The organism is Nocardia camponoti (assembly GCF_014646135.1).
Classification (GTDB): Bacteria; Actinomycetota; Actinomycetes; order Mycobacteriales; family Mycobacteriaceae; genus Nocardia; species Nocardia camponoti.
On the sequence record NZ_BMMW01000001.1, the window covers coordinates 828,083 to 847,444 of the forward strand.

The following is a 19,362-nucleotide window of genomic DNA, read 5'->3' on the forward strand; positions in this document are numbered from 1 at the left end:
GTGCGTCGGCGGAATCGGCGTTGTGCCACGGCACATCTCGTGCAATTTCGGACGTTCGAGTGAAGATGCGCAGATCACGCACCCGAGCATGTGGGCGACGCTACCGCGACTTTCGGGCTGACGCAGAGTACGGCAACTATCGCGGTGTGCCTCGGTTTTCCGTTATGCCATTGAGCGCCAACAGCTTTCGGCTGCCTGCTGGCATGCATCCGATGTCAGGTGTTACGCACGAGCTACGACGTCGGGCGTGGGCGCGAACGCCATCGGCGTGTTGAGTGGCATTTTCGTGCACGTGCCGACGGCGAAGGCTGAATTTCGCCCGTGGGCGCGCGAAAGTGCACGAAAATGCTCTCTAGAACGGCGAAATTGGTAGCGACACGCCCGCCGCGCGTGAACTCACCGCACGAGTGGCTCGCCGATCGCCGACAGGAAGGCGTTCGTGACCCGCTGGATGGCGGGTACGGTCAGCTCGGCTGGCCCGCACACCCGTTCCAGCGCGATGCTCGGTCGAATATCGATCTTCTGGCGCGCGTGGCCCGCGAGCCACTTGCGGAGATTGGCGGCCTCAGCGGCGCTGACGAAGCCTTCGTCAACAAGCCACCGTTCGAACGCCGGATTAGCGACCTCGTCTCGGTCTTTGCGCCCGGCGGCAGCGAGGGAACCCATCCAGTAGTTCGCATACTCGTTCGCGCTGAGTTGCATCGTCGGATACCAACGCCGCAGCGGTGGGCAATTGTGGTAGGCCAGATGCAGATTGGCCGTTACCCGCCAGCCATCATCAGCCAGCGCGAGCAACCCCGCAACGGCCTTGGGTCGCGAATAGAAGTGCGTGTACTGCGGTTTCAGCTCGCCAACCCACGACCGCAGAACAGCAGTGTGGCCCTTCCGGACAATGTTCATGCGCTGCGTCGCAACAACCCCGTTGGGAAAAAAGACCGTCACACCGTCACTGCCTACCTTCCCACCGACCGCACGCTCCAGGATGTCGAGCAGGACAGCCTCATCGGGTATCAGCATCTGAGCATCTTAGGCGCGAGCGAGAGGTCAGCACCCCGGTTCGGGCGACGCTACAGCGACTTTGGCGACGGTGCGGAGTCCTACCAGAAGCTCGGCTGGAGCCCTGGTGGAGAGCCGGAGCGTTGTGCTGCAACAGCTTTGGTTTGCCTGCGGCAGGATAATCAAGGCGGCGGATCTTCGAGTCGGCCATGAAATCCCAGATAGGTGACTATATGACGATGACAGACACGACCGCATGGTCTGCTGGAGACGCGGTCGAATACTTCGCTGCGGCTGAGGAGTATTTGGCCGAGCCCACCTGGCCGTACACGGTGGAACGTCCGTCTGGTCTATGGCGTCGGCGAGGCCCGAAGTGGCAGTACCTGTCGTTGATCGATTGGAACTGGCACGAATCCTCCATCAAGGACTACACGTCGCCGCCAATCGCGAACCTCCACCCCATTACTGGTGCGCGGGCAGCCGAACTCGAAGCGGACAAGGATGGGTGCGATATTGGTCGTATTATTCTCACTACGACGATTGGGCCGAAGGGGCGCCTCCGACCTCTGTCATTCGAAGGCGACGAAGTCCTGAGTGGGTTCGTGATGAACTCTTCGATCGCAACAGTCAATGGGTTCCAATGGCTCGCGTTGTCGAGTACCTCGATCCGCGTGGTTCGGAGCGGATTCATCTCGTCGAAATCCAAGCAGATGAAGCGGAAAGTGTACTGCGAGTAATCCGAGGTGTAAGCGGTGCGACCGTGCTCTGACCAGTGCAAGCCGATAAGACTAGGCTGACATGGATCGGCGCGAACTTGGCCGCTGCGAGGTTCGAAACGCTGTTGGCATTATTCAATCCACAAGGAGACCCCGTGTCCCACCTCGATTTAGATGGCGCGGCGGCTCTCGTCCTGGCTGCTGCCAGGTTCGACTGGAAGTGGCGGGTCTATGACCTGCCGAAGTTCTGCAGAGCGGCAGGTTGGGAACTCGTTGATCTTTGGCCGGAGGGCGCGACGATGCAATCTAATCTAAACGTGGAACATCGGTCTGCACTGGCGTATTTCGAGGGTACTCCGAGAACGCTAATGCATATAAATTTGTCGATCGCTGAACGGGGACAACTGAAATCTCCCAAAATTCTCTCTGGCTTCGTTTCTGAATTGACTTCAATCCTTGAGCCTGAATTGGGGGCGCCGACGAAAGCTCGGGCAAGACCATCTAAATTCGCCTCATGGGAGTTGCACGGGGTGATATTGACGGTCAGATCCATGCACGGAATTGTCAATTTGACGACTGGGAATCCTGAGGATGACCTTCGATCGACCCTATAGTTGCCGTATCTGAGCGTTCCGCGACGTCCGCCACCAACGCATCGTCGCTGTTCTCGCCTCGTTTGACGGTCTCCGCTTCCAGCCACCGCAACCGAGGCAGGGATAATAGATGCGTGACTGTGCCGCCCTCTTCCGAACATGCGCTCAACCTGCGGGTTCTTCCGCAAGGTGAGTGGCGGGAGATCGCGCGGGCGCATCAAGAAAGAGTGGATCCGCTCATAGGGCCCTATCTCGAACGCAAAGCGCGCGGGGCGGCGCATCCGGTCGTGGACTTCTTGTTCACCTACTAGGGTTTGGGCGCCCCTGGGTCCGCAGTCGGAATTCTGGTTGCCGACCAACCAGCGCCACGCGGTTCGAAGCCCTCATACCGCGGTTGGCAGGTCAATTTTGCAGGTCACCGAACGCGCCGTTGATACCGTCTTCGGCCGTCGTGCGGCGCCATTCGCGGGGTGTGACGCCGTACGTCACGCGGAACCGTCGGGTGAAGTGCGAGGCGTCGCGGAATCCCCAGCGCAGCGCGATCATCGCGATGGAGAGGTGGCGGAGCCCAGGACTGGCGAGGTCGTCGCGGATGCGGTCGAGACGTTGGCCAATGATCCACTGGGCGAGGCTGTAGTCGGCGGCGGCACAGATCTTGTACAGGTGACGCACAGAGATGTTGAGGGCGCGGGCGATGCGCGCGGCATCGAGTTCGGGGTCGGCGAGATTGCGTCGCACATAGCTGCGGATCTCGGCGAGCATGATCTCCGAGGGGATCACCGCGCCGTCGTGTTTGTCGGGTTCGCTCGTCGAGAGCAATAGCCCGCGGATCAGGTCGATACTGGCGGAGCCGGACAGTCGCGCGGTGGGATCGGCACTGAGATCGTCTGCGCACCGGGTCATTTCGGTGATATGCCCGGCGACGAGTCGGTAGTAGGGGCTGCGATGCAGGTGCGGCGCGGCGCGACGAATGCGTTCGACCGGGAGATCGAGCTGATCGAGGGGCACATGCAGGCAGGTCGACCCGCCGTCGCCGTCCCAACGAAAGTCGTACGGGGCGTTGAGGTCCATCAGATGGAGGTCGCCGACGGCGACTTCGCGCTGGAGACCATCCTGTTCGTAGCGGGCCGAACCCTTGCGATGCACCGCGAGAGCCAGCATGGGCGAGGGGTTCGTCCGGATCTGTTTCGCCGTCCGGATCAGCTGAATACCGGAGATGTCGGCACGAAAGATGTTGGCATCCCCGAACTCCCATACATCGAACCGAGCGTGCGCGGGAACGCCTGGATTCTCGTGCACCACATGGCAGGGCGTGGATGCTTCCTGCATGGCAGCGGTGATCGCCGCGGCACGTTCCGCCGGTACCAAAGCACCGGTCTCGAACACTGTGGCCATAACACGCCTCCCCCAGTCAAACTCACAGCCTGATCGCGACTGATCCGTGCGGCACCATCAGCCCAGAAATCGTGCACGCTCAGCCCAGTTTGCCTGGAAACGGCGCCCTACGCTCGGCAATATGACTGGGCATATGCCCGAGCAGGAGGGGTTCCGTGTTCAAGCCCATGGGACGAGCCGATGAGCTCGACCACCTCAACGGATTCATCGCCGCCGCACGCAACGGTCTCGGACACGCGGTAGTGCTGCGCGGCGAGCCGGGAATCGGCAAGTCGGTACTGATCGAGTCTTTGATCAAGTCAGCGCACGGGTTCCGAATCCTGCGCTCGGACGGCTACGAGACCGAAGCCAACCTGCCCTATTCGGGCGTGCAGCGGTTGGTCGGATCCATCGAAGTCGACAGCGCGCAGTTGCCCGACCTGGAGCGGGAGGCGCTACGGGTCGCGCTGGGAGTGTCGGCGGGCGCGGTGCCGGATCGCTTCCTGGTCGGGCGAGCGGTGCTCAGCTTGCTCGCGATCGTCGGTTGCGGCGGACCCGTGCTGTGCGCGATCGATGACGCACAGTGGTTGGATCGGGAATCGTTGGACGCGTTGGGTTTTGTCGCGCGACGACTGCGTGCCGACGCGGCAGTGGTGGTGTTCGCGGCACGTCCCGACGACGACATCGATGTCCGACTCGCGGGAGTGCCGACGCTTCAGATCAACGAATTGGCCCGTATCGATGCCATCGCATTGCTGACCCACTCATTCGACGGGGTGCTTGAGCCGCGGGTCGCCGCCGATATCGTCGACGAGGTCGGCGGAAACCCGCTGGTCTTGACCGATCTCGCGCGCGATCTCACTATCCGCGAACTCACGGACTCGTCCTTCGTCCCCCGCCCGCTCCGCGCAAGCCAACGACTCGAAGAGTTCTATCGGCGCAAGCTGGATCTGCTGCCCGATTCCTGCCAGGACTGGATCCTGGTGGCAGCCGCGGAATCGACCGGAGATCTGAAGCTGGTGGATCGCGCGGCCGCACTCCTCGATATCGACGAAAGCGCGGGTGAAACGGCCGACGACGCCGGACTGGTCGTCATCGATGGGGCAGTGCGATTTCGGCACCCGCTGGTGCGCGCGGCCGTTTACCGTGCCGCGACGGCTGCCGCGCGTCGTCGCGTCCACGGTGCCCTGGCTCAGGCCGCCGAGGCATCCGGGTCGGCCGATGTCGGGGCGTGGCACGCCGCAGCGGCGACTGCGCGCCCCCACGAGGGTATCGCGCAACGCCTGGTCGATGCGGCAGAGCGTGCCGGGCGGCGTGGTGGCCTGATCGCCAGGGCGAGTCTGCTGGCGCGGGCGGCTGAGTTGAGCGAGGATCCCGTGCTGCGCGACGATCGCCTGCTCACCGCCGCCGAGTCGGCCTCCGAGGCCGGGGCCGGGCGATTCGCCGTGGACCTGACCGATCGGATCCCCGACCCGCAAGCGCTCGAGCCGGTCGCCGCCGGACGGCGATTGTTCGTGCGGGCATCGCTTGCCGCCTTTCTCGGCGATCCCGAGGCGATTCGACTCGCACCAGATCAACTGACCGCGGCGGCGGACCTGTTCCACGGCCGGGACACACGCCGCGAGCACCTCGCGCTGCTGCGCGCTTTCGATGTGGCCCACAGCGCCGAACGCGCGGTGACCGCTGACACCATGCGCGGTCTCGGTCTTCGGATGCGGGCCGCCGCGGCCGAGGCAGAACCGATCACCCGCGCAGTCCTCATCGGTGTCGCGGCACTGCTCCTCGATACCTATGCCGAAGCGGTCGCTCCGATGCGGAAGGCGGCCCACGTCCTGAGTGAACTAGACGATCGTCGAGCGCTGGAGTTCAGCATCGCAGGGGTGATCTTCACCAGCGCCTTATGGGACGAGCGGGCACGCAACAACTGGCTCGATCGTGGGGAGCGGATCGCCACCCAGTCGGGCGCCCTCCGGGAGTTGGATTACTTGCTCTGGATGCGGTCGCTGACCGAACTCGATCGCGGCGATGTCACCGCCGCCGGGCGGGCGGTCGCACGCGTCCGAGAGCTGCGCCAAGCGATGGGCTATCCGGCCGAACATGTCGTCAACGGCTCATACCTCGCATGGACGGGAGCGCCGGCAGCGGTGGTCACCCAGATCGCCGAGTCGACCCTGGCCGCGGGTTTCGGCGGTGTCCACACCGCGACGATCAACGCCCTGGCGATCCGCAACCTCGCCGAGGGGCACTACCACAACGCCTACGCGCTGCTGACGCCGTTCGAAGCCGATCGATTCCTGCAGGTCTCGCCGCACCAACTCCCCGAGTACATCGAAGCGGCCGCCCGAGCGGGCCACACCGCCGACGCCGAACGAGTCACTGTCGAATTCGCGAGGTTCGCCGACGACATCGGGTCGCCATGGGCGCAGGGTGTTGCCCTGCGGTGCTCAGCGCTGATCGCGCCGACCGAGGACGCCGAGGAACTCTATCTGGCCGCTATTGCCGCGTTGACCGAGACCGACACCCCGATCGACCTCTATCGTACCCATCTCCTCTACGGCGAATGGCTGCGTAGACAACGTCGCCGCACCGACGCCAAGGTCCAATTACGCACCGCAGCAGAGGGATTGACACGATTCGGCGCAGTCGCCTTCGCTGAGCGGGCAGCACGCGAGCTGGATGCCTTCGGCGAGCGGGCACAGGTCGACGGCACTGCCAGGTCGGTCGAGTTGACCGCCCAGGAGTCCGAGGTGGCAGCGCTGGCAGCAACAGGCCACACCAACGCCGAGATCGCCGCCACCATGTTCCTCAGTGCCAACACCGTCGATTACCACTTGCGCAAAGTCTTCCGCAAACTCGGTATTTCCTCGCGCCGCCAACTGCGCGAGCACCTGCCGCCGACCGCGAACTGACCTCAGGACTACGTGCGACACGTGATTCGCGCGGAGTCCGTTGTGGCCCATCGTGAACACAGTGCTCAGCACCCACTCGCGAGGAGGCCGCAATGCCCACGATCACCGCCGATGACGGAATTCAGATCTTCTACAAGGACTGGGGTCCGATCGACGGACGTGCGGTCCTGCTCAGCCATGGCTGGCCGCTGAACGCCGACGCCTGGGAGAGCCAGGCGTTGTACCTGGCCGAGCACGGCTGTCGCGTCATCGCTCATGATCGACGCGGACACGGCCGTTCCACTCAGCCCTGGAACGGCAACGACATGGATACCTACGCCGACGATCTCGCGACGCTGCTCGACACCCTCGACCTGACCGATGTGACCGTGGTCGGGCACTCGACCGGCGGCGGTGAGGTGGTGCGCTACATCGCCCGCCACGGATCCTCGCGGGTCGCGAAACTTGTTCTCGTCTCGGCTGTTCCGCCGTTCATGCTGCGCACCGACGACAATCCCGAGGGGCTGCCGATCGAGGTCTTCGACGCGATCCGCGCCGGCGAACGCGCGTCTCGCTCACAGCTGTATCGCGACCTCGCCGATGGGCCGTTCTTCGGGCACAACCGGCGCGGCGACATCCCCCAGGGGATGCGCGACGCGTTCTGGTTGCAGGGCCTCGCCGCAGGCCATCGCGGCGCCTACGAATGTATCGCCGCCTTCTCCGCCACGGACTTCCGTGGCGACCTCGCCGAGATCACCGTGCCGACACTGGTCATCCACGGTGACGACGACCAGATCGTCCCCATCGACGTGGGTGGTCTGCGCTCGGCGAAACTCGTCGCCGGTGCCGACCTCAAGGTCTACGAAGGCGCCGGTCACGCGCTCCCCGACACCGAGAAGCAGCGACTGTCCAAGGACCTGCTCGACTTCATCGAATCGTGAACACCGGAACGGAGAACACCGCAATGAGCCAACCAAAACACACCCACAAGCCGCCGATCGTGCTCATCCACGGACTCTGGATGACTCCGTCGAGCTGGGACACCTGGGCGCGGCGCTACCGCGACCTCGGACACCAGGTGATTGTTCCGGGCTGGCCCGGCATCGGTGATCGCCCCCCTGCCGACATCCGCGAGGATCCGCGCTCGCTCGAAGGCGTCGGCATCGTCGAGATCGTCGACTTCTACGCCGATCTCATCGCCTCGCTGCCCGAACAGCCCATCATCATGGGCCACTCGTTCGGCGGGATCTTCACCCAGATGCTGCTCGATCGAGGCCTCGGCATCGCCGGGGTCGGAGTGGCGCCCGGCCAACCGGCCGGTGTTCTCGCCCTGCCGTTCTCGACCTTGCGCACGGGTCTTCCGGTGTTGTCCAACCCGTTCCGCTTCGGCAAAGCCAGCCCGATCTCCAAGCGCCACTTCCACTACACGTTCGGCAACGACCTCAGCCGCGCCGACTCCGACCTGGAATGGGCCGCCAGCGCGGTGAATTCGTCCAATCGGGTGTTCTTCGAGGGCGTGCTGTCGTTGCCGAAGAAGGAGTCGGGCATCACCGCGGTCGACTTCCGCAAGGCAGACCGGGCACCGCTGCTGCTCATCTCCGGTGGCATCGACCACGTCGCCCCACCCGCCATCCAGAAGGCCGCCCTGCGCAAGTACGCCAAGGGCACCGCACTGGTGGAGCGGATCGAGTTCCCCGGTCGCACGCACCGACTGGTGAGCCAGGACGGGTGGGAGGAAATCGCCGACTACGCCCTGGACTGGGCGCTGCGCCACGCCGCGACCCGATTCCCGCAGGCGACGTAGCGCTCACCATGACTGGCGTCAGAATCACCCACATCGGCGGGCCGACCACGCTCATCGAGATCGACGGGTGGACCATCCTCACCGATCCGACCTTCGACGAGCCGGGGGCGCGCTACGACTTCGCCCTTGGCACCTACTCGGTGAAGACGATCGGCCCGGCGATACGGGTGGACGACCTACCCGCGATCGACGTCGTGCTCCTCTCCCACGACCACCACGCCGACAACCTCGACCACGTCGGACGCGCACTGCTGCGCACCGTGCCGAGGGTCATCACCACCATGAGCGGCAGCCGCCGGCTCGGCCTCGCCCACGCCGAACCGATGGTGCCTTGGCAGGAGACCGTACTGGCCTCGCCGGCCCGCCAACCACTGCGGGTGATCGCCACCCCCAGTCGCCACGGGCCGCCGTTCAGCCGGCTGCTCGTGGGTGAAAACCTCGGCTTCGCGATCCAACGGCCATCGGAATCCGGTGTGGCGGTATGGATGTCGGGCGACTCGGTTTACTTCAAAGGCCTCGAGCAAGTCGCGCGCCGCCTCGACGTCGATATCGCGCTGCTGCATCTCGGCGCCGTCCGGTTCGGGCTCACCGGGCCGGTGAAGTACACGATGGACGCCCGCGACGCCGCCCGATTCATCAGGCTCCTCGAACCGCGCATCGCCGTGCCGGTGCACTACGACGGTTGGACCCACTTCAGCGAGAGCCACGACCGTGCTCGCGTGCGGTTGCTCGAGGAGTCCGAAGGCGTGCATCACCGGGTGCGGTGGCTGCCGCTCGGAAAGCCCGTCGAATTTCCCCCGCCCACAGCACCACTCGCGCCCTGAGCGCTCCCGAAAAGGTGATCGATCATGTCTACTGATGTCCCGAATCAACGCCGGCGTCGGCTGCTGAGCGTGCTGGCCGCGACCGTTGTCGCTGTCAGCCCAGTCGTCCCGGCGCTGGCCACCGCCGATCCCGGCGAACCCACCCTGGTACTGGTCCACGGCGCATTCGCCGACGCCACCAGCTGGGACGGAGTCGCCGCCGAGCTACGCGGACGTGGTTATCCTGTTGTCGCAGTGAACAATCCGCTGCGTGGCCCCCGCAATGACGCGGCCGCCCTGCGGGGTGTTCTCGACAGCATCGATGGACCCGTTGTGCTCGTCGGGCACTCCTACGGCGGTGCCGTCATCACCAACACCCACAACCCCAAGGTCAAAGCCAACGTCTACATCGCGGCCTTCGCACCGGCGCAAGGCGAATTCGTGCAAGGACTGCTCGACCCGATCCGCTTCCCCGGCAGCCAACTCCTGCCACCCGCACTGCAGGTCCGGGTCGTGGACGATGCCACCGGAATCGCTGGTCACAACGTGGACGGCTACATCGACGCGCCGTACTTCCACAATATCTTCGCCCAGGACGTCAGCACCGAAACCGCCGCCGACATGTACGCACACCAGCTCTCGGCCGCACTGAACGCCAACCTGGAGCCCTCCGGCCCACCGTCCTGGGCGACAACTCCCAGCTGGTACCTGATCTCCGCCGAGGACCGCGTCATTCCCCCCGCCGCACAACGATTCATGGCCGGGCGGGCAGCGTCGAACACGACGAAGGAGATCAATTCCTCCCACGCCTCACTGGTATCCCAGCCGGTTACCGTCGCCGACACCATCGTCGAGGCCGCGAACTCGGTTCGATAGCCACGCAAACCGGTTGCGGAGGATCTGGGCGTATTCGTTCGGACACACGTTTCGTCTATCGCCCGGAATCGAGTGGGTGGTCGCCTGAGCTGCGGGCCGGGTACACCCACTGGCCTCCGCCGTCGGGGTGCAGTGTCAGATATGCGCGTCTCTCGCGGGCGCTGCGGTGGTTGCGCTCCATGAGCCGCCGATGCGCGTCGACGTAGCCGGCGAAGATGGCTGCGATCTGCGTGTCCTCGTGGGGCTTCCCGTCACTCCACCGCATCACCGGACCGTCGAACCCGCCGATCGCCCGCACGTAGTCGAACGTGTAGCCCTGGTGAGTCAGAACAATGGCCGCGTCCGGGGGCAAGGTCCATGAGCCACGGACATCGTCGACGATCTCGCGAGCATCCTCGCGGAACCGGTCGAAGCCGCGGATGCCTGCGCGCTCGCTGCCTCGGAACAAATCTCCACACGCCTCACCCATGTCCAGCAGATACTGGCGAAACACCGCGGGGAACTGGCTGCCAACCCGTGCCTCGACAGCTTCGAGTTCCTCGACGTGACAGCCGCAGAAGGTGATGAGCCGGGCGCGATGGTCGTCGGTCAACGCTTGTGGCGTGTCGACGAAGACGTACTCCGGATTGTCGGCAAGGGCGACCAGTCGCGACTTCCATTCAGCGACAATCGCTTCAGCGGTCACCTGTGAACTCATAGCCTCGATCGTGACACAAGCAACTGTTGCTGGAGGAACAGTCACCGCGATCACGAGGCCGTCGGTTGTCACCTCAACCTGAACTGACTCACTGCGAGGATCTGAGCCCACCGACACGAGATCGCATCACCCTGGCGAGTACTGGGTCACGGCCGACGAGCCACGCTTGTGCCGGCCAACCTTGGAAGACTCCCTTCGCCGAACTCACGGCCTGCTTTGAGCCAAGCCCACAGCCCCATGAGCTCGGCCGCTTTTCGCCTCGTGCTCGGTGGTGGGAAAGCTCAGTGAGTGTCATCGACCGAGCTCGGTTCCTCCCGCAAATTCCCCCTTCACGGAGACTCACGCCCAGGCGTGAACCTGGTCCTGGTCTGCCGTCAGTTCCGGTTCAGGCCGTGTCTTCGCGTATCGAGGGCAACCTTGAAGTGGCTCTCCGCCGCGTCGATTTCGCGGGTAGGTATCGCGGGATCGAAGACCCGCAGGACCGAAAAGAGGAAGCCGTCTGGATCGAGTCCGCGTAACTCGACATTGCCACCGTGACCGTTGGCCGCGTACGCACTCCACCGCTGCCGAATGCTTTCCGTGCCATCAGCTTTGCCGACGTATTGACGACCGTCCCGAGAGTCGGTGATTAGGTAGATGCCAATCACCGATGAGAGTGCGGTGCGCCACGAGGCGTATCGCTGCTCCCGCATAACTGCCTGCAGCTGCGCGTAATTCAGGACGAGCCGGTCAAAGCCCGGGAAGGGCACGGGTTGCGCATCCGCGATCTCGGTGACCGGATAGCCTGCGGCCGTGGGCCCGTTGAGCCTCCAGGTGCGTGGCGACCTCCAGCCGATGACGAGCCGGTTCCTGAGATCCGCCATGTGGTTCGAGACGACCAGGTCGAAGGTCCGCAGTGCACCGTCGTTCGGAACCTCGCCGCGGTTTTCCACGACTGACCACAGACGCGCACGGTCGCCGCCTTCGCGGATGAACACGACCCAGATACGCGGCGGGGTGACAGGGAAGATTCGGGGACTCGTCGACTGCTGCCTCGTGTACGCCAGGATCTCTTCATCCGATGAGTCTGCGTGGATGCCCTGTAAGCCGGTGTCCTCGTGCTCCTTGACGTACGCGTGCCGGATCACCTGTGCGTCCGCGGGGTCGATGCCAGCGCTATCCAGGATCGATCCGAGAGTCAGCGTCATTCAAGTGCACCGAACTCATCAAGGGAACCATTGGTTAAGTAGGTCGCGGGGGCCAACGCGACACCTGACACTGCGGCCAGCGGGATGCGACGAGGCTCCAAGTTCTTGCCGAACGTTAGCCGACCCGCTCTGGTTTCGCGGTCGACGACAAGCACATCGCCATCAACCATGATGTTGCCGGTGTAGCCTTCGTACATCATCGGAGGACCTCTTATCTGCGACTCCGCACTCAAACCAGGAATTAACCGTACCGAGTTTGCGTCATCATCGACACCCCTGAATCGCCTGTAGCCAATGCGGGACAATAGATGCGTGACTGTGCCGCCCTCTTCCGAACATGCGCTCAACCTGCGGGTTCTTCCGCAAGGTGAGTGGCGGGAGATCGCGCGGGCGCATCAAGACAGGGTTGATCCGCTCGTTGGGCCCTATCTCGAACGCAAAGCGCGCGGGGCCGCGCATCCGGTCGTGGACTTCTTGTTCACCTACTACGGGCACAAACCCGCGCAGCTTAAGCGGTGGCACCCCGGGTTTGGGGTTGCGCTCGAAGGGGCGGACGAATATGCGCGGCTGCGCGGGTACCACCAAACTGGCGACCTCGTCACTGCCGATCCCGCCTACCTCGCCAAACGGGCCGACACCATCGCGTTCGTTAGCGGGCTGCTCAAAGCGACCGCTGCCCGTCCCGCGCAGCTCTCCTGCTTCGGTCTCCATGAATGGGCGATGGTCTACAAAACCGATGAAGTTCGTCATCAGCAGGTGCCGTTAAGGCTCGGTAGTGCGGGAACCGATGCGGTTGTTGAGTCGATGCAGTTGCGCTGCACCCACTTTGACGCGTTCCGCTTCTTCACCCCGGACGCTGTCCCGCATAATGCGGAGCTGCTCACGCGCGAAGACCAGGTGCGTCGCGAACAGCCGGGGTGCCTGCACGCCAACATGGACCTCTACAAGTGGGCGTTCAAACTCACCCCGCTTGTCGACTCCGAACTCCTGCTCGACGCCTTCGAATTAGCTTGTGCGGCACGCGAACTCGACATGCGCGCGAGTCCGTACGACCTACGCGACTACGACTACGCACCGATACAGATCGAAACCCCAAGCGGCAGAGCCGAATACGTGCGGCGTCAGGCCGAGATCGCCGAGCGTGCGGGGGCCGTGCGCACCCGTCTCGCGGAGGCGTGCGCCACCCTCACGAGCACGATCACCTAAGGCAGCGCGACGCCCCTACCAGCAACTACTTCCCGGTATCCCCAACACCCGGCGCACCCGCCTCCGGCGCCATCGGCCCTCCCGGAATCTCCGGCAGCGCCTCCGTCACCAATTCAAAGTCGCCAGGGTGCTCCGCGTTGCCCTTGTCGACCGCCGACTCAACCAGCTCAATCCCCCGGTCAAGGCGCAAAATCAGCGGGTCTTCGCGCAAGTCCTTATACAGCGACACGCACATCCCACCCATCACCACCAAGAACGGCAGCGACACCACTGTCGTCAACGCCTGCAACCCGTTCAGCGCCCCGCCGAGGTCGCTCGGGTCCGCGATCACCAGCATGATCGCCGCGACCGCGCCGGTAGCAGCGCCCCAGAAAATCACGACCGGGCGCGTCGGTTCGATGCTCCCGCGCTCCGACAGTGTCCCCATCACAATCGACGCCGCGTCAGCGCCGGAGACGAAGAAGATCGCGACCAAAATCATCACGACCACGGTCGTAATCGTGGTGAGCGGATATTTGTCAAGCAAATGGAAGAGCGCGAAATCGGAATTGACGGAACCATCGGGCTCGGTCAGGTTGTGGTGTTCGCTCTGTTCGAAGATCGCTGACCCACCGAAAATCGCGAACCACAGCAGGCTCACCGCGCTTGGCACCAACAGCACCCCGGTGACAAATTGGCGAATCGTGCGACCACGACTAATGCGGGCGATGAACATGCCGACGAACGGGGTCCATGAAATCCACCACGCCCAGTAGAAAATCGTCCACTTCGACAACCATGCCTGCATCGCCGGGTCGCCCGCGCCCGTGCGCGACGCCATCGTCGGCAGGTATTCGAGATAGTCACCCAGCGACGTCGGGATAATGTTCAGCACAAACAAAGTCGGCCCGGCGAGGAAGACGAACGCCGCGATCGCGAGCGCGAGCACCATATTGATATTCGACAGCCACTGCACACCGCGCTCAATCCCCGACACCGCCGAGATCACGAAGGCGACGGTGAGCCCGGCAATAATCGCGACGAGCCCGATTTTGCCGATCGCGTCGATCCAGCCGTTGAATTCCATCCCAGCGCCAATTTGCAACGCGCCAAGCCCAAGTGAGGCGGCCGATCCGAACAGCGTCGCGAAAATCGCCATCATGTCGATCGCGCGACCGGCCCAGCCGTGGGTGTGTTTGCCGAGGAGGGGCCGAAAGACCGACGAGATCAATTGCGAACGGCCTTTACGGAACGTCCCGTACGCGATCGCCAACCCGGCGACGGCGTAAATCGCCCACGGGTGCAAGGTCCAGTGGAAAAGGGTTGTCGCCATGGCCAATTCGGCTGCCTGCGGCGAGCCCGGCGCGAACGTGTGCGGTGGCGGCGCGACGAAATGCGAAAGCGGCTCTGCCACACCCCAAAACATGAGGCCGATGCCCATGCCCGCGCTGAACATCATCGCGATCCACGACACCGTGCGGAATTCGGGCTTCTCGTCGTCGTCACCGAGCGGAATGCGGCCGTACCGGCTGATCGCGAGCCAGATCACGAAAACGACGAAGGAACTCGACGCGAGCACGAACAGCCAACCGGTGTTGGTGATGACCCAACGCTGGGCGGTGCTCGCGGTGGACGCGAGGCTGTCCTGATCGAAAACGCCCCAGAGCACGAAAGCTAAGGTGCCAAGCGCGCTCACCCAGAAAATGGGGCGATCTAAGCGAGGCGGTCGCTTTCGCGAATTTCCGGCAACCCCGTCGGTGACAGCGTTGGACATGGATTCCGGTCCTCTCCGATCGCCAAGCACAGCAGTTCACCGCAGCGCGGAAACACTCCGCAATCACGCAACCGTAACGCGACAGGTGACCAGAAAGTGGGCAGCGACTCACCGCCTAACCGTGATATTCGGCCGCACCGAGCGACGTCGCGGCAGGTGAGCACAACGTGATGCTGGCGCAACTGGTCGGAAAATCGCAGGCAATCGCGGGTCCGCAGCATTGGCGGAGTGACGGACGCGATGGTGACAACGGAATGCGGGTTGACCCGTGCGCGTGCGCGAATCGCGGCTGGACTCAAGCCGCTACCGGTGATGGCGCGCCCGGTCGCCGACGCGATCGGGGCCACGCTTGCCGCGCCCGTCGTCACGACAACGCCCTTTCCCCGCGTCGACACCGCCGCGATGGACGGGTATGCCGTCGCCGGACCTGGCCCGTCGTGGCGGTTGCGTCCGCACGTACGGATCGCTGGCCCGCACAGCGCTCTCGCGTTGACCCAGGGCGAAGCGGTGCGTATCGCGACGGGCGCGGCAACGCCAATTGGCACGACATCGACCCTTCGCGACGAGTACGTCCAGGTCAGCGCGGTCGACGGCGAGCTGGTACTCAAGCGTGACCCCGACGCACCGTCGCGCGACGACACCCGTCGCCAGGGCGAAAACTGGTGGGCGGGAACAACTTTGGCGACGACAGGCGCTCGCGTCTGCGCGGCGTTGGCGTCGGCGGCGTTGAGCGCGGAAGTCGAAACGGTCGAGGTGCGCGGTCCGATTCGTGCTGACGTGGTGATGACGGGCGACGAGATTCGCGCGGTTGGGCCGCTCAGTGCGGGGGAAACGCGCGATGCGCTTGGCCCAGTCCTGCCGGAATTCCTGCGCTGCTGCGATATCGAGTCGACGGGACTGTGGCACGTCACCGATCGCCCCGACCTGCTGCATGCGTGGCTGGGGCTCACCTCGCGCGCGGACCTTGTTGTCCTCGTTGGCGCGACGGGCGGCGGCGCGGCCGACCACCTCCGCCGCGTGCTCGCCGAAATCGGCGCGGACATCGTGCTCGACCGACTCGCGATTCGCCCGGGCGGCTCCACCCTGATCGCGCGGCTCCCCGACGGCCGCATCCTGCTCGGACTGCCTGGTAATCCGTTCGCCGCCGTGGCCGCGCTGGTGGCGCTCGCGCCCGCCATCGTCACCGCGCTCACCGGCCGCACGACGAATCCGTCCCACTGGGGCCGCCTTTCCGACGCGGGCGTGATGGCCGGTGACGCGACCCGCCTCGTCCCAGTCGGCCAACAGCCCGGCGGCGTGTGGCGCAGCACCGGCCCCGCGCACACCCCGCACCTCGCCGGGCTGATCGGCAGTCAAGCGCTCGCCGTGCTCCCGCCCGGCACCGGCCGAGGCAGCCTCGTCGAACTGCTGCCGTTGCCTCACTGATCCGCAAGGAGGACCGCGTGCGTTTTCGCATCGACAGTGCCGACCACGACCTGACCATCCGGTTCGAACCCGCAGGTCAATCACACATTATCGCGCCCGGTGACCATGTGCTCATCGCGTGGGAACCGTGGTCGGAGCTGACAACGGCCGACTTCGACGAAGCGCTCGCCACCGGTTACGTGCGGCACTCCCCCGACGAAATCGCGCTCTGTGCACCGGTCGGCCACTTCCAGCGCGTGTGGTTGTCGTCGGGAGCGGAATTCGACCCAGGGTGCTAGCCGCCAGCGGTCGCGAAGCTCAGTCAGGCACGGGATAAGTCTCGACCGGCAGCCAGATCCGCGATCTCGATGAACGCGCCCGGGACTGCAAGATCCGAGCCCGCAGCGACCGTGAACTCGGGCGGCTAGCTAGACGTGCCGACCGTGCGAAACCCTCCCTCAGCCCGGGATCGCCGCGACCGCTTCAATCTCGACCAATGCGCCCGGGACCGCGAGACCCGCGACCTTGGCGACGGTGATGGCCGGCGGGTTCGGGCGCTGACCCCACACGCGCTGGAACGCGGCGAAGCCAGCGCGGACGTCTTGGCCGTCGACGACCAGGATGGTCCATTTGACGACGTTCTCGATCGTCGCGCCCGCTGCGGCCAGGCAGGCTTGCAGGTTGGTCAGTGCCTGCTCGGCCTGGGCGGCCAGGGTGTCACCTAACTGTCCGGTGCTATCGAAGCCGTTCTGCCCGCCGATGTAGAGGGTGTCCATTCCCGCTGGCACACGCACCGCCTGCGTGAAAGCGGGGTTGCTGAGCATGGATTCGGGATTGAGGTAGGTCGCGATTGCCATGCCATCACTGTAACCAGTTAAACTGGTGTCATGCAAGCACGAGCGAAACTTTCCCCCGAACTACGCAGACGCTTCCAAAGCGGAAGGAGCGCACTGGATTTCGTGCATACCGGCGGTGAGGGCGAACTCGCGGCCTGGGAAATCGTGCATAACGCGGACGACATCCGCCGCTGGCTTTCGGTCGTGCTTGAGCTAGCCGAGCCCGCCGACCTCACCGCGACCGCAGCCGACCTGCCCGCCCTGCGCAAGCTCCGCGCCGCGATCACGCACGCCGCCTACGGCCTCGCTGCTGGCGACCCCGTGCGCCCTGCCGACATCGCGGTCATCAACGCCGCAGCCGCCGAACCGCCGCTCATACCAGCGCTCTCCCCCGACGGCGCGCTCACGTTCGTCGCCCCGACCGCACGCGCCGCCCTGTCCACCCTGGCCCGCGACGCCATCGACCTCTTCAGCGGCCCCTTGGCCAACCGAATCCGGGTCTGCGCCGCGGACAACTGCGGGCTGCTTTTCGTCGACGCGTCCCGTCCGGGCCGACGTCGCTGGTGCTCGATGGAACGTTGCGGCAACCTTGCGAAGGTACGCAAGTACCGCGACAGTTAGTGACGTTCCCGCGGCGTGATCGGCGGCGGCACCGGCAACTCGGTGCTGGGGCGCGCCCGCACCGCGTCGAACTGGTCGACCGACGTGCGCGCGGTCGCTTCGGCTGCCCGCACCGCCTGCTCGATCTTCGGATCTGATGCCGTCGTGAACCAGTCGGCGACATCGGAATCGTCTTCGATCTTCACCGGCGGTGTGTCTTCGACAGTCGGTTCGTACCGGAACACTCCGTCGGCACCCTTGGTGGCGAAATTCTGGGCGAACCCTTCGAGCGCTTTGCCGAAATCGCTTGGCACAAGCCACACTTTGTTCGCGTCGCCCTTGGCGACCTCGGGCAGTGTCTGCAGGTACTGGTAGGCGAGCAGTTCGGGCGTTGGCTTGCCGTTTTTGATCGCGGCGAAGGTCTTCTCGATGGCTTTCGCCTCGCCCTGCGCCTGCAAATACGCGGCGGCGCGTTCACCTTGCGCGCGCAGAATGCGACTTTGCCGCTCACCTTCGGCCGCCAAAATCGCCGACTGCTTGCCGCCCTCCGCGGCGAGAATCTGTGCCTGCTTGGCACCTTCGGCGGTTTTGATCTGCGACTCGCGCGTGCCTTCGGCGGTGAGGATCATCGCGCGCTTCTCGCGGTCGGCCTTCATCTGCTTTTCCATCGATTCCTGGATCGACGGCGGCGGGTCAATCGACTTGAGTTCAACGCGGGCGACGCGCAAACCCCAACGGCCCGTTGCCTCGTCGAGGACACCGCGCAACTGGTTGTTGATCTGATCGCGCGAGGTGAGCGTCTCTTCCAGGGTCATGCCACCGACGACGTTGCGTAGCGTGGTGACGGTGAGCTGCTCGACCGCCGCGATGTAGTTGCTGATCTCATACACCGCTGCCTGCGGGCTCGTGACCTGGAAATACACCACCGAGTCGATCTGCAGCGTGAGGTTGTCTTGGGTGATCACCGGCTGCGGTGGGAACGAAACAACGCGCTCGCGCAGGTCGACTTTGGCGCGCACGCGGTCGGCGAACGGAACGAGGAATGTGAGCTGACCGGAAACCGTGCGCTGATAGCGACCAAGGCGTTCGATGACCGCCGCCTCGGCCTGCGGAACAAGCGCGACCGCGCGCAGTGCGACCAACGCGATCACCACGATGAACACGGCAACAGCGATAAGGACAAGCATTAGGGGCCCTTCCAGACAACGGCGGTAGCGCCGTCGATCTTCATGACATACACGGTGACGCCTTCGTCGTAAACGTCGACGGGATCAAGCGGTCGCGCGGTCCATACCTCGCCGCCGAGCTTGACCTGACCGGATTGCGCGGTGACCTTGTCGAGCACCAACGCCGACTTGCCAGGCAGCGCATCGGCATTCGTCGCGAACGGCGGCGGCGTCGAATATTTGCGCCGTAGCATCGGGCGCACGCCGAGGAAAAGCAGCCCCGTCGATAACGCGAATACCAACGCCTGTCCCCACACCGGCAGGTCGAACGCGCCGGTGACGCCCGCGGTGCCGAGTGCGGCCCCACCGAGCATGAGCAGCGTGAGGTCGCCGGTGAGCATTTCCGCTGCCGCGAGCAGTAACCCCGCGACGAGCCAGATGAGTGCGGCCACAAACTCCACCC

At 64.7% G+C, this 19,362-nt stretch carries 21 protein-coding genes; 12 read left to right on the forward strand and 9 right to left on the reverse strand.

The window, feature by feature from the left end; genetic code table 11:
• Nucleotides 1–396: 396 nt before the first annotated feature.
• Nucleotides 397–1,017: a hypothetical protein gene (locus tag IEX78_RS03755; protein WP_188827287.1), complete on the reverse strand. Its 621-nt coding sequence runs from the start codon at nt 1,015–1,017 to the stop codon at nt 397–399.
• 218 nt (nt 1,018–1,235) lie between these two features.
• Here IEX78_RS03755 and IEX78_RS03760 point away from each other — a divergent pair, with 218 nt between their 5' ends.
• The 3 genes from IEX78_RS03760 (at nt 1,236) to IEX78_RS03765 (ending at nt 2,616) form a co-directional block, all read left to right on the forward strand.
• The gene (locus IEX78_RS03760; protein WP_188827288.1) at nt 1,236–1,733 is read left to right on the forward strand and encodes a hypothetical protein; all 498 of its coding nucleotides are present in this window, start codon (nt 1,236–1,238) and stop codon (nt 1,731–1,733) included.
• Nucleotides 1,734–1,867: 134 nt separating this feature from the next.
• Nucleotides 1,868–2,326: a DUF6301 family protein gene (locus tag IEX78_RS24700; protein WP_373291514.1), complete on the forward strand. Its 459-nt coding sequence runs from the start codon at nt 1,868–1,870 to the stop codon at nt 2,324–2,326.
• 113 nt (nt 2,327–2,439) lie between these two features.
• Entirely contained in the window at nt 2,440–2,616 is a 177-nt protein-coding gene (locus tag IEX78_RS03765; RefSeq protein ID WP_188827290.1) for a hypothetical protein, read from the forward strand.
• A gap of 91 nt (nt 2,617–2,707) precedes the next feature.
• On the opposite strand, the gene IEX78_RS03770 is transcribed toward IEX78_RS03765, so the two are convergent.
• Nucleotides 2,708–3,691 (reverse strand): helix-turn-helix domain-containing protein, encoded by a 984-nt coding sequence (locus IEX78_RS03770; protein WP_229683686.1) that lies wholly within the window; start codon nt 3,689–3,691, stop codon nt 2,708–2,710.
• A gap of 164 nt (nt 3,692–3,855) precedes the next feature.
• Here IEX78_RS03770 and IEX78_RS03775 point away from each other — a divergent pair, with 164 nt between their 5' ends.
• From IEX78_RS03775 to IEX78_RS03795, 5 genes are all read left to right on the forward strand, one after another.
• Nucleotides 3,856–6,588, forward strand: a complete 2,733-nt coding sequence (locus IEX78_RS03775; protein ID WP_188827294.1) for a helix-turn-helix transcriptional regulator — start codon at nt 3,856–3,858, stop codon at nt 6,586–6,588.
• 92 nt (nt 6,589–6,680) lie between these two features.
• Nucleotides 6,681–7,508 carry an alpha/beta fold hydrolase gene (locus tag IEX78_RS03780; RefSeq protein WP_188827297.1) on the forward strand — a complete coding sequence of 276 codons (828 nt, stop codon included), beginning with the start codon at nt 6,681–6,683 and terminating at the stop codon, nt 7,506–7,508.
• A 23-nt stretch (nt 7,509–7,531) separates the two neighbouring features.
• Nucleotides 7,532–8,371 carry an alpha/beta hydrolase gene (locus tag IEX78_RS03785; protein WP_188827298.1) on the forward strand — a complete coding sequence of 280 codons (840 nt, stop codon included), beginning with the start codon at nt 7,532–7,534 and terminating at the stop codon, nt 8,369–8,371.
• Between the two features lie 8 nt (nt 8,372–8,379).
• Entirely contained in the window at nt 8,380–9,195 is an 816-nt protein-coding gene (locus IEX78_RS03790) for an MBL fold metallo-hydrolase (protein ID WP_188827300.1), read from the forward strand.
• Between the two features lie 24 nt (nt 9,196–9,219).
• Nucleotides 9,220–10,050 carry an alpha/beta fold hydrolase gene (locus tag IEX78_RS03795; RefSeq protein ID WP_188827302.1) on the forward strand — a complete coding sequence of 277 codons (831 nt, stop codon included), beginning with the start codon at nt 9,220–9,222 and terminating at the stop codon, nt 10,048–10,050.
• A gap of 55 nt (nt 10,051–10,105) precedes the next feature.
• Here IEX78_RS03795 and IEX78_RS03800 read toward each other — a convergent pair whose 3' ends face one another.
• The 3 genes from IEX78_RS03800 to IEX78_RS03810 all read right to left on the reverse strand — a co-directional run bounded on the left by IEX78_RS03800 (nt 10,106) and on the right by IEX78_RS03810 (nt 12,134).
• Entirely contained in the window at nt 10,106–10,747 is a 642-nt protein-coding gene (locus IEX78_RS03800; RefSeq protein WP_188827304.1) for an SMI1/KNR4 family protein, read from the reverse strand.
• Between the two features lie 374 nt (nt 10,748–11,121).
• On the reverse strand, nt 11,122–11,934 hold the full coding sequence (locus tag IEX78_RS03805) for a GIY-YIG nuclease family protein (protein WP_188827305.1): 813 nt from the start codon (nt 11,932–11,934) through the stop codon (nt 11,122–11,124).
• Complete coding sequence (locus tag IEX78_RS03810) at nt 11,931–12,134, reverse strand: hypothetical protein (protein WP_188827307.1); 204 nt, start codon at nt 12,132–12,134, stop codon at nt 11,931–11,933. The genes IEX78_RS03805 and IEX78_RS03810 overlap by 4 nt, the downstream gene beginning before the upstream one ends.
• Before the next feature lie 94 nt (nt 12,135–12,228).
• On the opposite strand from IEX78_RS03810, the gene IEX78_RS03815 reads away from it, so the two are divergent.
• Nucleotides 12,229–13,140 carry a 3-methyladenine DNA glycosylase gene (locus IEX78_RS03815; protein WP_229683687.1) on the forward strand — a complete coding sequence of 304 codons (912 nt, stop codon included), beginning with the start codon at nt 12,229–12,231 and terminating at the stop codon, nt 13,138–13,140.
• 25 nt (nt 13,141–13,165) lie between these two features.
• Here the strand turns inward: IEX78_RS03815 and IEX78_RS03820 are convergent, their stop codons facing one another.
• Complete coding sequence (locus tag IEX78_RS03820; RefSeq protein ID WP_188827309.1) at nt 13,166–14,893, reverse strand: BCCT family transporter; 1,728 nt, start codon at nt 14,891–14,893, stop codon at nt 13,166–13,168.
• A gap of 228 nt (nt 14,894–15,121) precedes the next feature.
• Here IEX78_RS03820 and IEX78_RS03825 point away from each other — a divergent pair, with 228 nt between their 5' ends.
• Together IEX78_RS03825 and IEX78_RS03830 are read left to right on the forward strand one after the other, a co-directional pair.
• Nucleotides 15,122–16,318, forward strand: a complete 1,197-nt coding sequence (locus tag IEX78_RS03825) for a molybdopterin-binding protein (protein ID WP_229683688.1) — start codon at nt 15,122–15,124, stop codon at nt 16,316–16,318.
• Nucleotides 16,319–16,335: 17 nt separating this feature from the next.
• Entirely contained in the window at nt 16,336–16,596 is a 261-nt protein-coding gene (locus IEX78_RS03830; protein ID WP_188827311.1) for a hypothetical protein, read from the forward strand.
• Between the two features lie 159 nt (nt 16,597–16,755).
• On the opposite strand, the gene IEX78_RS03835 is transcribed toward IEX78_RS03830, so the two are convergent.
• Complete coding sequence (locus tag IEX78_RS03835) at nt 16,756–17,154, reverse strand: RidA family protein (RefSeq protein WP_188827313.1); 399 nt, start codon at nt 17,152–17,154, stop codon at nt 16,756–16,758.
• A gap of 30 nt (nt 17,155–17,184) precedes the next feature.
• On the opposite strand from IEX78_RS03835, the gene IEX78_RS03840 reads away from it, so the two are divergent.
• A complete protein-coding gene (locus IEX78_RS03840) occupies nt 17,185–17,754 on the forward strand; it encodes a CGNR zinc finger domain-containing protein (protein ID WP_188827315.1) in 570 nt (189 codons plus the stop codon).
• Here IEX78_RS03840 and IEX78_RS03845 read toward each other — a convergent pair.
• Together IEX78_RS03845 and IEX78_RS03850 are read right to left on the reverse strand one after the other, a co-directional pair.
• Nucleotides 17,751–18,920, reverse strand: coding sequence for an SPFH domain-containing protein (locus tag IEX78_RS03845; protein WP_188827317.1), 1,170 nt, complete (start codon nt 18,918–18,920; stop codon nt 17,751–17,753). The two genes, IEX78_RS03840 and IEX78_RS03845, sit on opposite strands and share 4 nt — an antisense overlap.
• On the reverse strand, nt 18,920–19,351 hold the full coding sequence (locus IEX78_RS03850) for an NfeD family protein (RefSeq protein ID WP_188827319.1): 432 nt from the start codon (nt 19,349–19,351) through the stop codon (nt 18,920–18,922). The genes IEX78_RS03845 and IEX78_RS03850 overlap by 1 nt, the downstream gene beginning before the upstream one ends.
• Nucleotides 19,352–19,362 lie beyond the last annotated feature (11 nt).